Origin of the sequence: Streptomyces sp. B6B3, assembly GCF_039871525.1 — a bacterium.
Taxonomy (GTDB): domain Bacteria; phylum Actinomycetota; class Actinomycetes; order Streptomycetales; family Streptomycetaceae; genus Streptomyces.
In genome coordinates, this window is the sequence record NZ_JBDPLU010000003.1 from 91,576 (window position 1) to 104,614 (window position 13,039).

Consider the following 13,039-nt stretch of genomic DNA (forward strand, 5'->3'; position numbering starts at 1 on the left):
CCTGCGACCCTCACGGGCGTCAGCCGCTCCCCGAGAGAGGCGGTCACACGAGGGGCCTGTGCTCGGATTACGGGAGAGTCCAAGGGCAGCCCCACTGCTAGTCACACCGACATGGGGGTTGACCTTGTCCGAAAACAGGAAGCCGGACCACAGCAGGGGCAGCAGGGGGAACCACGAGCCCTCGAAGGACATCGTCGTCCAGCCCACGGACTCGTACCCGAAGGACGAACCCATCGTGCGGCCCACGGGCGACTCCTACCCGAAGGACGAACCCATAGTGAAGCCGGCGGACTCGTACCCGAAGGACGAGCCGGTCGTGCGGCCCAGGGGCGACTCGTACCCGAAGGACGAACCCATCGTGCGGCCCACCGACTCGTACCCGAAGGACGAGCCGATCGTGCGGCCCACGGGCGACTCGTACCCGAAGGACGAACCCAAGACGGGCGACGAATAGGCGCTGTCAGGTGAACGCCGAACCGGCCGCGACGACAGCCGTTTCCGCCGCGGCCGGTTCTGGCTGACGACCCTTGGGCATCAATACGAACAATTGTGGCCTCGGCAGTCGTGGCCGCCGCAGGAAGCACACGAGTCACATGAGGAGTCAACGCATGACTGGTGTACGAAAGATCCTGGCCACCGCAGCCGCAGCCGCGGCGCTGGTGATGGGTGCCGCGGTGCCCATGCTGGCCGACGCCGAGACCGTTACGCCGCAGGACACCGCGCCTGCTGACAGTTGGCCCAAGTCGCCAAGCGCCTAGTCCCATCGCCTTGCGGGGCCTCATCAAGGGGCGAGCTCGATAAACGAGCTCGCCCCTGACGCGTTTATTACTCGTTTAGTCAGCAGTGCCATTCTTCTCGCAACCGGTCGGATGCAGGGGTGCCCGGCCGGCCTCCTAGGGAAAAAGGGTCTGTTCGGCGGCTACGGGGGAGTCGCCGGACAGACCGAGGGGGTGCTCCGGGGGGGAGCCGGGGGGTGAGTGGCCGGTTCGGGCGACGTGGAGGGGACGCCGTCCGAGCCGGTCACTTGTTTTCGGGAAGGCGCGGGCGGACGCGCGGGCGCCCCGGTAGGGTGCGGGCCGTGATCGACGAAGAAGCCGAAGGCGGCGAAGTCGCCGAGCAGGCCTGGCACGCCCGTCGGCTCGCCGCGTGGAACCGGGCGGAACGGGCCCTGGCGCCGGGCGCGATCGCGGAGACCATGCGGCAGCGGTTGGACCGGCTGGTGGCCGAGGGGGCCGACGTCTGCGATCTCGACGGGTGGACCGACCACTACGGCACCGGCATCGTCGAGGATCTGGAGCGACGCACCGCCGAGATCCTGGGGAAGCCGAGCGCCGCGTTCTTCCCGACCGGGACCATGGCGCAGCAGATCGCGCTGCGCGTCTGGGCGGAACGCACCGGGAACCGCACCGTCGCGATGCACCCGATGGCGCACCCGCTGCAGCACGAGCGGGACGCCCTGACCCGGGTGGCCGGCCTCCGGCCGCTGCGCACCGCGGACGAGCCGTCGCCCCCGTCCGCCGACGAGATCCGGCACCTGGACGAGCCGTTCGGCATCCTGCACTACGAACTGCCGCTGCGCGAGGCGGGCTTCCTGCTGCCCGAATGGGAGGAGCTGGTGGCGGTGGTGGACGCCGCCAGGGAGCGGGACGCGGTGGTGCACTTCGACGGGGCGCGGATCTGGGAGTCGACGGCGTTCTACGGGCGGCCGCTGCCGGAGATCGCGGGGCTGGCGGACAGCGTCTACGTCTCGTTCTACAAGTCGCTCGGCGGGCTGTCCGGCGCCGCGCTGGCCGGTCCCGTCGACGTGATGGACGAGGCGCGGGCGTGGCGCCACCGGTACGGCGGGCTGCCGTTCCAGCAGTGGCCGGCGGCGCTCGCGGCGCTGGTGGGCCTCGACCGGGAGCTGCCCCGGCTGCCGGAGTACGTGGCGCACGCCCGGCTGGTCGCGGCGGCGCTGGCGCGTGGGCTGGCGAAGGGCCCCGGCTGGTACCGGGTGCACCCGGAGGTGCCGCACACCCACGAGTTCCAGGTCTGGCTGGCGGGCGAGCCCGAGGCGCTGGAGCGGGCGGCGGTGCTGCAGGCCGAGGAGACCGGCACGGCCCTGTTCCGCAGTTGGCGCCCTGGTCCGGTTCCGGGCCTGGCCAGGACGGAGCTCGCGATCCGGGCGCCGGGGCTGGCGTGGAGCGAGGACGACGTGCAGCAGGCGGTGGCCGACTTCCTCACCCGCGTCGAGCCACGGGAGTAGCGAAGTCCCTTTCGGGTGCCCCGGTGTCACATATTTCCGGGCTGCGTCGTCCTGCGGGTATGGACACGAAACGCATTGCGGTCACCGGGGGAACCGGGACGTTGGGGCGGCTGCTCGTCGCGGAGCTGGGCCGGCGGGGGCACGAGGTGCGGGTGCTGAGCCGGAGCTCCGGGGAGCATCCGATCGACCTGGACACCGGAGCCGGCCTGGCCGAGGCGCTCGACGGCTGCGAGGTCGTGGTCGACGCGAGCAACAACCGGTCGGCGAAGCGCGCCCCGCGGACCATGGTGGAGGGCGCCCGCCGGCTGCTGGAGGCGGAACGGGCCGCCGGCGTCGGGCACCACGTGTGCGTCTCGATCGTCGGCTGCGACCGGCTGCCGTCCGGGTACTTCCGGGTGAAGGCGGACCAGGAGCGGGTGGTGACGGAGGGCTCCGTGCCGTGGAGCGTCGTCCGGGCCACGCAGTTCCACGAGATGATGGACGAGATGTTCGCGCTGGGCGCCAGGATGCGGCTGCTGCCCGTGCCGCGGGCCCGGATGCGGACCGTCGCGGCCGTGGAGGCGGCCGGCGTGATCGCGGGCGTCGCCGAGGGCGAACCGCTGCTCGACCGGATCGAGGTCGGCGGGCCCGAGGAGACCGAGCTCCGCGACCTGGCCAGGACCTGGCGCTCGGTCACCGGCCGGCGCACGCTCCTGCTCCGGGTGCCGGTGCCGGGCGGGTTCGGGCGGGCGCTGCGCGAGGGCGTGGCGGTCCCGGACGCGCCCGACGCGGTGGGCCGCACCCCGTTCGGCGGCTGGCTGATCGAGCGGCAGGCGCACCGGAAGGAGCAGGCGCAACGGGCGCGGGAGGCCCGACGGGTCAAGGAGGCGCGGGTCAGGAAGGCGAGCGTCAGGAAGGCGGGGGTCAAGGAGGCGCGGGTGGAGGAGGCGCGGGTGGAGGAGGCGCAACGTCGGTGACCGGGGATCAGGAGCCCGACGTGCTGCTGCGCGCGTTCGAGGAGCACCGGGCGCACCTGCTGCGGGTGGCGTACGCGACGCTGGGCTCGCTGGCCGAGGCCGAGGACTGCGTGCAGGAGGCGTGGCTGCGGCTGCGCCGGGTGTCCGACCCGGCCGGCATCCGCGACCTGCGGGGCTGGCTGACCACGACGGTCGGCCGACTGGCGCTGGACGCGTTGGGCAGCGCCCGGGCGCGCCGGGAGCGGTACGTCGGGACGTGGCTGCCCGAGCCCCTGGTGGAGCCGGGCGCGGCACGGTCCGAGGCGGACGACCCGGCGGAGCGGGTCACGTTGGACGAGTCCGTGAGCATGGCGCTGCTGGTGATCCTGGAGAAGCTGTCACCGCCGCAGCGCACGGCGTTCCTGCTGCACGACGTTTTCGGGCTGTCCTTCGAGGAGGTCGCCGAGGTCGTCGGGCGCTCGCCGGCGGCGGTGCGGCAGCTCGCGGCGCGCGCCCGGCAGCACGTGGAGCACGGCCGGCCGCGGTTCCCGCCGACGCACGACGAGCAGCGGCGGGTCGTGGCCGCGTTCGCCGCCGCCTGCCAGGAGGGCGACCTGGAGCAGCTGATCACGATGCTCGACCCGGACGTGGTGTGGCGCGGAGACGGCGGCGGCAAGGTGGTCTCGACCCGTGCGGAGCAGCGCGGCAGCGAGAAGGTGGCGCGCGGGCTGGTGGCGTTCGCCACCAGGATCCGGACCGACGTGCGGTTCGTCTCGGTCAACGGCGCGCCGGGGCTGGTGCTGCGGGAGGAGGACGGCACGGTGTCCGTGTGCTCGTTGACCATGGACGCGGGCCGGATAGTCGCCATCGACGTGGTGCGGAACCCCGACAAGCTGACCGGACTGCCCGACCTCGGCCCGGGCCGGGAACCCGACCCGGGCCCCGGCGGGGCGCCGGACGGGGCCGGGGGCGTGGCCTAGTCGAGCCAGACCGTGACGGTCAGCGGCAGGTGGTCGGAGGCCCGCGCGGCGTCGTTGTCCAGGATGCGGAAGTTCTCGAACGTCACCCCGGCCGCCCCGAAGATCCAGTCCACCCGGCGACGCGGATCGAGGTGGGTGATGCGGTCGGGGTCGCCGGCCTCGTCCTGGGCGCTGGCGAAGCCGGCGCGGCGGATCGTGTCGATCTCGACCGAGTCGGGCTGCGCGTTGAAGTCGCCGGCGAGCACCGTGTGCTCGGCCGGGCCGTGCCGGGCGGCGGCCAGCAGCGGCTCGATCTGCGCGTTCCTGGTGGACACGGCGTCGCCGCCCTCCAGGTGGCTGGTCAGCACGCGGGCGGTGGTGCCGTCGGCGAGCCGCACGGTGACGGACGCGTAGGAGCGGTCCATGCTGCCGCCGGCGCGCGGCAGGCCGACCGCCGCGGAGTCGACGACCGGCAGGCTGGTGAGCACGAGGTTGCCGAACTGCCGGTCGGCCGCCGGGGCCCACACGGCCCGGGTGTCCAGCCGTTCGGCCAGCCAGGAGGCGAGGTCGAGGCCGCCCGCGCCGCCCCAGCCGCGCGGCACCTCCTGGAGCACCACGACGTGCGCGCCGGAGTCGCGGATCACCCGCAGGATGTCGTCGGGGGCGAGGTCGCCGTCGCCGTCCACGGCGTAGTGCACGTTCCACGTCATCAGCTGGTAGGCGGGTCCCGCGGTGTCCGTGGGCAACGGGTCGGGGGCCGGGCGCGCGGCGCTCGCGAGGGGCGGGAAGGCGAGCAGCAGCGCGGCCAGCAGCACCGGCACGAACGCGGTGGGCAGCGGGGCCAGCGAGGCGGCGGGTGCGGACGGTTCGTCCGGGCCGCCGGGGCCCGCGGGCGGCGCCTGCGGCTCCCGCGGCTCCTCGGCCGGCGCGCCGGCGGGGACCGGGGCGGGCTCCGGGGCCGTGGCGGCGCGGCGGGCGTTTAGCCAGGCGACGGCGCCCAGCGCGAGCGCGCCGGCCACCGGGAACGCCTCGGGCGCGAACCGCCGCAGCTGGTCGGGCAGCACCAGCAGCTGGTAGCCGAGGCCGCAGCCCGCGCCGGCCAGCGCCAGATCCACCAGCGCGCCGTGCCCGGTCCTGGTGGCGCCGGCGAGCACCGCGCGCAGCACCACGGGGAGCGCGGCGATCCCGGCCGCCGCGGCCACCGGGGCGGTGGCCGGCAGCAGCAGGAACGCCAGCACCGCGGCCACCAGCACGGCCGGCGCCGGCCAGGCTCCCCCCGGCCCGTCAAGGGCCGGACGAGGCACGGACAGCGCGCGGCCCAGGGCCCGCGGCAGGCGGGGCGTGAGCCGGTCCGGCCAGCGCGGGCGGAGCCGGGCCGGCCAGCGCGGCGGGAAGGGCGGTATCCGGCGGGACGCGAGCCTCCGCCAGTCCCGCGGCGACAGGGACAGCGACCAGACGCCGAGCAGCGAGCCGGCGGAGATCCACAGGCCGGCGGTGGTGAACGAGACCCCGCCCTGTGCGGCGACGAAGCCGGGCGAGGCGAGGAACGCCCCGTACAGCGCAAGCGCCGGGCCGAGCAGCGCCAGCTCCACTCCCGTGTTCCCGCCGGGCCTCGCGGCCGCCGGGGACACCTCCAGGTAGGCGTGCCAGGCCAGGCCCGCCAGCAGCGCGGCCAGCACCAGCGCCACCAACCAGCCCAACGCTCCCCCGCGCCACACCGGGTCCCAGGAGTGGAGGGTCAGCCGCAGCGCCACGTCGGCCGCCACGGCCAGCGCGACCGCCCGCGCCGCCCGCCCCGGTCCGGCCCTGGTGGCGGCGCAGCGGCGGGCCGCGAGCACCAGGGCGGCGAACGCGACGGCCACGGCCAGGGCCACCAGCGGGACGGCGCGCCCGCCGGGGAACTGCACCAGCAGCCGGGCCACCGCCAGCGCGCCCACGGCCGCCGTCAGCGCCCGGCGCACCCCGAGCCACCAGACCAGCGGCCCGGCCAGCGCGGCGGCGGCGAGGCCGAGCGTCACCAGCAGCACCGTGCCCGTCGCGGTGCCGGTCTGGGCCCCGGCGAGCCGCAGGAGCTCGAGCGCGGTGAGGGCGGTCACCGCGGTCAGGAGGGTCGGCGTTCGGGCGGCGAGGGTCATGGGCGCCGAGATTAGCCCCCATGTGCGGTCGTCCGCCCGTCAGGGTGAACGGGCCGTCAGGGTGCGGGCCCGGCGTACCGCACGTAGCGTCGAGATATGAACCGAAAGATGAGTAAGTTCATGGGTTTGGTCGGAGGTGACGGTCATGGTGCGTAACGCGCTCGGGATCGTCCTCGCCGTTCTGGCGGCCGCCTGCGCCGTGGTCAGCCCGTTCCTGGACTGGTATGGCAACCGGGACGGGCGTGCCTTCCGGATGACGGACCTGTTCACCTCGGACGGCATCTCCGGCGACAACGCCAACCTGGTCACCGGGCTTTTCGTGCCCATGCTGGTCGCGGCCGTGCTGCTGTTGGCCGGATGCGTGCTGCGCTGGGGCTGGCTGATGGCGGTGGCGGGGCTGATCGTGCTGGGCTTCACCATCCTGTGGGCGGTGCGGCAGTACCAGGTCTCGGACAGCCTGGCGGTCAGCCGCGACGGGCTGGGCGAGGGCGTGGGTCTGGCGCTGGTGTCCGGGGTGCTGGCGCTGGTGGCCGGCGCCGCGACGTACGGCCGGGGCAGCGGCCGGCACCGGCGTGGTCGGCCGGCGGACGAGGCCCGGCCGCACGAGGAGCGCGGCGGCGAGGTGGTCGAGGGCCCGTGGGGGTACGGCCAGGAGCCGGACCGGCCACACGGCGGACGCGACGTTGCCTAGGTAGGCGCGGTCGCGCGGGTCCGAGCCGGGCGCCGGCTCAGGCCTGGCGCGTGCCGCGGGCCGCGTCCAGCGCGTAGACGCAGCGGTCCTTGCTGCACGCGAAGACCATCCCTCCGCCGGGCCCCGCGGCCCCGGCGGAGGGCCCCGCGACGACGGGGGTGCCGGTGATGGCGCCGCCGGTCTCCAGCTTCCAGCTCAGCCGGCCGCTGACCGCGTCCACCGTGTACAGGCAGTGGTCCTCCGAGCCGAAGTGGACCCGGCCGCCGCTGGCCACCGGGGACCCCACGATCGACTCGCCCGCGGCGAACCGCCAGCGCGGCGCCCCGCTGACCGCGTCCAGCGTGTACATGGCGGCGCCGCTGCCCAGGTGCACCAGGCCGTCGGCGACCACCACGGGCTCCGTGGACTGCCGGGCCTCGGTGCCGATCCGCCAGCGGTCGTCGCCGGTGGTGACGTCCAGGGCGTAGACCGTGCCGAGGTAGTCCGCGAAGTAGACCCCGCCGAAGCCGGTGCGGTCGGCCTGGTACGCGGGCGGGCAGAGGATCGCCGCGGGCGCGTCGAAGCGCCAGCGCTCCGCGCCGCTCGCCGCGTCCAGCGCGAGCACCCGGGAGCCGGCGCAGACGTACACCACGCCGTCCTCGGTGGGCAGCGTCCGCACCGGCACGCCGCCGGTCACGGACGTGTCGCCGACCGGGTACCGCCACAGCTCGGCGCCGGTGCGCGCCTCCAGCGCGTACAGCAGGCCGTCGCCCCAGGCGTAGACGACGCCGCCGTGCACCACGGGGCCGGTGTCCTGCGTCTCGAAGTCGGCCTGCGCGCCGGTCAGCTCCCACAGCTGCTCGCCGGTGCCCGCCTCCCACGCCTGCACCCGACCGCCGCGGGTGGCGGTGACGACCGTGCCGCGCTCGGCGCGCAGGGCGTAGATCCAGGAGTCGGTCGGCACGCGCCAGTGGTCCGAGCCGTCCGTGGCGTCCAGCGCGTAGACGCTGGGGCCGTCGGAGGCGAGCACCCGCCCGCTGCTGACCGCCATCGACCAGGCGACCTCACGGGTCTTGAACTCCCGCCGGCCGCTGGCCACGTCCAGGGCGTGCACCTCGAACGACGTCACGTAGAGCAGGTCGTCGCGCACGACGGGCGAGCCCCACAGGTCGTTGTTCATCCGGAACCGCCAGGGGCGCCACCGGGCGGGCGCCGCGGCGTCGCCGGACGGGGCCGGCGGGACGGCCGGCGCGGGGGCGACTGCCGCGCCTCCCGGGCTTCCGGGGCCCGGGCCGGGGGTGGCCGCCGGGCCGCCGGGGCTCAGGGGCTGCGGGGGGTCCGCGAGCCGGGCGTCGGCACCGCCGCCGTTGGCCGTGGCGGGGCTGGCCATCGCGGTGGCGCCGGAGGCGGACGCCGGCGGCCGGGCCCAGTCGGGCGAGCCCGCGACCAGGGCGTCCTGGCCGTCCCTGGCGCCGGGCACGCCCCGGTGCGGGCCGGGGCCGATGGGCATCTGCGACCCGGGCAGCCGCACCGGCTCCCCGTGGCCCTGCTGCGGGACCCGGTCCCCGGCACCGCCGGACGGGGGCCCGGCCGGCGCCGCCACGGGGGGCACGGCCGGCGGCCGGGAGGGGATCGGAGGCGAGTGCGAGGGCGGCGCCTCCCAGCCCGGCCGGGAGGGCGGCACGGGGGAGGCGGGGGCGGCTCCCGGTCCCCGGGAGGGGACCGCGGGCGAATGCGACGCCGGGGAGGGCGGCGGGGCCACCGGGGACGGCGGCGGGGGCACGGGAGACGGGGGCGGCGGCGGTGCGGACGAGGCGGGCGACGACGACCGCGCCGCGGACAGCGGAGGGGGCGGTGACGGAGGCGGCGAGGAAGGCGGCGGCGGGGACGGAGGCGCGGCCGCGGAGGCGGCTCCCGGGCCGGGGCCCGAGGGACGCTCGGGGGCACGCCTCCTGGCCCCGCCCGAGCCGGCGTGCGCCCCCACTCCCCCGCTGCGCCGCCGCTCGATGAGCGCCACCGCGCCCGGCGGCAGCCAGGCCGAGGCGGTGCCGGAGTCGTCGCTGTCGGCGAAGAGGTGCGGTCCCAGCTGGGTCTGGATGTCGGCGGGCGTGGGCCGGTCCTCCGGCTTGTGCGCCATCAGCGACTCGATCAGCGGGTGCAGCTCGTCGGGCAGCCCCTCCAGGTCCGGCCCCTCGCGGAGCAGCATGAAGACGGTCTCCACCGGGTTCGCCCCGTGGTACGGGGGATGCCCGGTGGCGGCGAAGACGAGGGTGGAGGCGAGCGAGAAGAGGTCGCTGGCGCCGGTCACGCTGCGCGAGTCGCGGGCCTGCTCGGGCGACATGTACGCCGGGGTGCCGACGGCGACGTTCGTCATGGTCAGCCGGGTGTTCGACACGCCGGAGGCGATGCCGAAGTCGATGACCCGGGGGCCGTCCTCGACCACCAGCACGTTGGACGGCTTGAGGTCGCGGTGCACCAGGCCGGCGCCGTGGATCGACTGGAGCGCCTCGGCGACCCCGGCCGCCAGCCAGCGCACCGCCTGCGCCGGCAGTGGGCCGCATTCGGTGACGATCTCCTCCAGCGACGGCGCCGGCACGTACGCCGTGGCCAGCCACGGCACGGCCGCCCGCGGGTCCGCGTCCACCACGGCCGCCGTGTAGAAGCCGCTGACGGCGCGGGCCGCCTCCACCTCACGGGTGAAGCGCACGCGGAAGAGCTGGTCCTCGGCGAGCTCGCTGCGGACCGTCTTGATCGCCACCCGCCGGCCGGAGGCCGATCGGGCCAGGTAGACCAGGCCCATGCCCCCGGCGCCCAGCCGGCCGAGCACCTCGAACGGCCCGATCCGGCGCGGATCGTGCTGCGTCAGCTGCTCCATATGCCAGACACCTCCCCGTTTGGGCGCTCCCGAGTGCGTACCGCCCCATGCAGCATCTCATTGCCCCGTGGCGGCACGGCCTACCTCGCCGATTCTTCCCCCCGGCACCGACAGTGGTGAAGTCGGGGCCGGTGATGCGACGACGTGTCGGAGCCCGCCGGTCATACGCGTCATGCCCGTCGACCTCGGTCGATGGCCGGAAATGTCCGGGCGTGGCGCGGCGCCCCGATCGGCCCCTTGCACGAGGTCGGCGGGGCCGCGAGCCCCGTTCGGATGCAGTCAGATAGCGATTTGATCACGTGTCGATAAGCTGACGTCATGACAGGACAGGTAACGACCGTCGACGGCCGGGTGGCCGGCCGACGGGGCCAGGCGACACGGCAGAAGCTGCTCGACTGTCTCGGCAAGATGCTGGGCACCTCCGCCTACCGCGACGTCAAGGTCATCGACGTCGCCAGGAAGGCCGGCACCTCGCCGGCGACCTTCTACCAGTACTTCCCCGACGTCGAGGCCGCCGTGCTGGAGATCGCCGAGGGCGCGGTGAGCGAGAGCTCCGGGCTCTCCCAGCTGGTCGCCGGCCGCTCCTGGGCGGGCCGCGCCGGGCGGCAGACCGCCGAGGAGCTGGTCGACGGCTATCTGGCGTTCTGGCGGAGGAACGACGCGATCCTCCGGGTGATCGACCTCGGCGCGGCCGAGGGCGACCGCCGGTTCGTGCGGATCCGCACCCGGGTGCAGGGCGCGGTGGTCAAGCCGCTGGCGGAGAGCATCGAGGAGCTGCGCGGGCGCGGCGGCCGGTCGGGCTCGTCGGCCGGGAAGAAGGACGTGTCGGCCGTGGCGCTGGCCGGCTCCCTCGTCACCATGCTCTCCGCGGTCGCGTCCCAGCCCAAGAGCCTGCAGTCGCTGGGCGCCAAGCAGACCGACCTCAGGCCGGCGCTGACGCAGCTGCTGCACCTCGGCGTGACGGGGCGCAAGCCCACCTCCCCGTCCGGCAAGTAACCCCGGAGGTGTGGGGGTGCCTCGCAGCGGACCCCCGCGGCCTGTGGGAGCGCCGTGCCCGGTTCCTGTCACCGGTGCGCCTCCCCGGGCCGGCCCCGCGTGCCCCCCGTGCCACCGCGCACCCGTCGCGCGCCGCCGCAGGAGGCCCGCGCCCCCTGATGGGGCGCGGGCCTCCTGCGTATCCTCATGCGCATGTCGAGCAACCCGACGCACGGCTCGTCGCCCGACCACCCGGTCTACGTGGTGGGCGCGGGCCCGGGCGGCCTGGCCACGGCCGCGGTGCTCGGCAGCCGCGGCGTGCGGGCCGTCGTCGTGGAACGGTCGGACGACGTCGCCGCGTCCTGGCGGGGCCACTACGACCGGCTGCGGCTGCACACCACCCGCCGCTGGTCCTCGCTGCCCGGGCTGCCGATCCCGCGTTCGGCCGGCCGCTGGGTGCGCCGCGACGACTTCGTGCGCTACCTGGAGGACTACGCGGAGTACCACCAGCTGGATCTCGCCACGGGCGTCGAGGTGTCCCGGATCGACCGCGCGGCCGGGGCGGACGCCGCCGGCCCGGCGCCCGCCGGGTCCGGGGACTGGCTGCTGCAGGCCAACGGCGGCCGGGTGCTGCGCGCCTCGGCCGTGGTGGTCGCCACCGGCTACAACCACACCCCGCTGATGCCCGACTGGCCAGGACGGGACGAGTACACCGGCGAACTGCTGCACTCCAGCCACTACCGCGCGGCCGAGCCGTTCGCCGGCCGCGACGTGCTGGTCGTGGGCGCCGGCAACTCGGGCGCCGAGATAGCCGCCGACCTGGCGGCCGGCGGCGCGGCCCGGGTCCGGCTGTCCGTCCGCACCGTGCCGCACATCCTGCGCCGCTCCACCCTGGGCTGGCCGTCCCAGGCCAGCGCCGTGCTCTGCCGGCGGCTGCCGGTCGGCCTGGTGGACCGGCTGGCCAGGCCGCTGGAACGGAGCCTCCCCGACCTGACGTCGTTCGGGCTGCCGCGCCCGGACACCGGCCTGTACTCGCGGGTCAGGCAGGGCTCCATCCCGCTGCTCGACACCGGCCGGACGGGGCTCGTCAGGGCGGTGCGCCGGCGGCGGGTCGAGCCCGTCGCCGCGGTCGCCTCGTTCGACGGCGCCAAGGTGCTGCTGTCCGACGGCGAGGCCATCGGTCCCGACGCGGTGATAGCCGCGACCGGCTACCGGCGCGGCCTCGAACCGCTGGTCGGGCACCTCGGGGTGCTCGACGGCCGCGGCGGGCCGCTGGTGCACGGCCGGGAGACCCATCCGGCGGCCGAGGGCCTCTACTTCACCGGCTACGCCAACCCCATCAGCGGGGCGCTGCGGGAGCTCGCCCTGGACGCGCCCCGGATCGCCCGCGCGATCACCAGGCGCCGGTCGACCGCCGCGGGCCGGCGCTAGCCGACGGGCGCCAGCTGTCCGAGGTTGGGTCCCGTCCCGTCCGCGTCGGGGCGCGGGCCGAGCCGCACAGGGAGAGGCCCCTCCCCTGCGGGGAGGGACCGTGGGTGGGGTGACCGCGTTCGCCGAGGCCGTGGGCTCGCTGGCCCCGGGCCTCGACGTCCCCTCGCAGCTCGTCACCCGCTCCGGACCGCCCCGCCTCCAGGGATCGAACCGGACCCTTCCTAAGGGTGATCAGGCCACCACGACACGTCAATAGGTGGCTGGAACCTTGCCCTCGTCGCGCGCCCCTTCGCGCGCGCCCTCGTGCGCCGGATCGTCCGCCGACCGGCAGTCGAGCTCGCACCAGACCCGTTTGCCGCGGCCCTCGCGCTGCCAGCCCCACCGGTCGGCGAGCAGCTCCACCAGCTCCAGACCGCGTCCGCCGGTGTCCTCGCCGCCGGCCCGCCGGGGCAACGGCGCCCGGCTGCTGGCGTCCAGCACCTCCAGGCGCAGCGGGACGGAAGGCGACGGCGCGACGCCCTGCCGGGGCCCGCGCACGCTCAGCCGCAGCAGCGCCGGGCGTCCGGTGTGCACCACGGCGTTGGTCACCAACTCGGAGACGAGCAGCACCAGAACGTCGGTCTGCGCCTCGTCCGGGCAGGCGAGGCCCGGTGCGGCCCGACTCAACTCCGCCCGCACCCATCTCCGGGCTCGCCCGACCTCCGTGGGCTCCGGTCCGACCTCCAGCTGTTTCTCCAGCACCTGCACCGCTCACACCATCCGAACCGGCGGACTTCGCCTCTGACCGCGGACAACCGCGGCCGTCCTCAGCATG

The 13,039-nt window shown here is 75.6% G+C and carries 11 protein-coding genes; 8 read left to right on the forward strand and 3 right to left on the reverse strand.

Annotated features, from left to right (window positions below; translation table 11 throughout):
- The first annotated feature begins 124 nt into the window (after nt 1-124).
- From ABGB06_RS08065 to sigJ, 5 genes are all read left to right on the forward strand, one after another.
- Nucleotides 125-454: a hypothetical protein gene (locus ABGB06_RS08065; RefSeq protein WP_347586783.1), complete on the forward strand. Its 330-nt coding sequence runs from the start codon at nt 125-127 to the stop codon at nt 452-454.
- Nucleotides 455-608: 154 nt separating this feature from the next.
- Nucleotides 609-758, forward strand: a complete 150-nt coding sequence (locus ABGB06_RS08070; protein WP_347586785.1) for a hypothetical protein — start codon at nt 609-611, stop codon at nt 756-758.
- Between the two features lie 437 nt (nt 759-1,195).
- Nucleotides 1,196-2,245 (forward strand): beta-eliminating lyase-related protein, encoded by a 1,050-nt coding sequence (locus ABGB06_RS08075; protein WP_347587507.1) that lies wholly within the window; start codon nt 1,196-1,198, stop codon nt 2,243-2,245.
- A gap of 59 nt (nt 2,246-2,304) precedes the next feature.
- On the forward strand, nt 2,305-3,201 hold the full coding sequence (locus ABGB06_RS08080; protein WP_347586787.1) for an NAD(P)H-binding protein: 897 nt from the start codon (nt 2,305-2,307) through the stop codon (nt 3,199-3,201).
- Nucleotides 3,198-4,160 (forward strand): RNA polymerase sigma factor SigJ, encoded by a 963-nt coding sequence (gene sigJ / locus ABGB06_RS08085; protein ID WP_347586789.1) that lies wholly within the window; start codon nt 3,198-3,200, stop codon nt 4,158-4,160. The genes ABGB06_RS08080 and sigJ overlap by 4 nt, the downstream gene beginning before the upstream one ends.
- On the opposite strand, the gene ABGB06_RS08090 is transcribed toward sigJ, so the two are convergent.
- Nucleotides 4,157-6,274, reverse strand: a complete 2,118-nt coding sequence (locus ABGB06_RS08090; protein ID WP_347586791.1) for an endonuclease/exonuclease/phosphatase family protein — start codon at nt 6,272-6,274, stop codon at nt 4,157-4,159. The two genes, sigJ and ABGB06_RS08090, sit on opposite strands and share 4 nt — an antisense overlap.
- Before the next feature lie 145 nt (nt 6,275-6,419).
- Here ABGB06_RS08090 and ABGB06_RS08095 point away from each other — a divergent pair, with 145 nt between their 5' ends.
- Complete coding sequence (locus ABGB06_RS08095) at nt 6,420-6,965, forward strand: hypothetical protein (protein ID WP_347586793.1); 546 nt, start codon at nt 6,420-6,422, stop codon at nt 6,963-6,965.
- 37 nt (nt 6,966-7,002) lie between these two features.
- Here ABGB06_RS08095 and ABGB06_RS08100 read toward each other — a convergent pair whose 3' ends face one another.
- Nucleotides 7,003-9,819: a PQQ-binding-like beta-propeller repeat protein gene (locus ABGB06_RS08100; protein ID WP_347586795.1), complete on the reverse strand. Its 2,817-nt coding sequence runs from the start codon at nt 9,817-9,819 to the stop codon at nt 7,003-7,005.
- 318 nt (nt 9,820-10,137) lie between these two features.
- On the opposite strand from ABGB06_RS08100, the gene ABGB06_RS08105 reads away from it, so the two are divergent.
- Nucleotides 10,138-10,815, forward strand: a complete 678-nt coding sequence (locus ABGB06_RS08105; protein WP_347586797.1) for a TetR family transcriptional regulator — start codon at nt 10,138-10,140, stop codon at nt 10,813-10,815.
- Nucleotides 10,816-11,007: 192 nt separating this feature from the next.
- The gene (locus ABGB06_RS08110; protein ID WP_347586799.1) at nt 11,008-12,225 is read left to right on the forward strand and encodes an NAD(P)/FAD-dependent oxidoreductase; all 1,218 of its coding nucleotides are present in this window, start codon (nt 11,008-11,010) and stop codon (nt 12,223-12,225) included.
- A gap of 249 nt (nt 12,226-12,474) precedes the next feature.
- Here ABGB06_RS08110 and ABGB06_RS08115 read toward each other — a convergent pair whose 3' ends face one another.
- Nucleotides 12,475-12,972 carry an ATP-binding protein gene (locus tag ABGB06_RS08115; protein ID WP_347586801.1) on the reverse strand — a complete coding sequence of 166 codons (498 nt, stop codon included), beginning with the start codon at nt 12,970-12,972 and terminating at the stop codon, nt 12,475-12,477.
- Nucleotides 12,973-13,039: the final 67 nt, after the last annotated feature.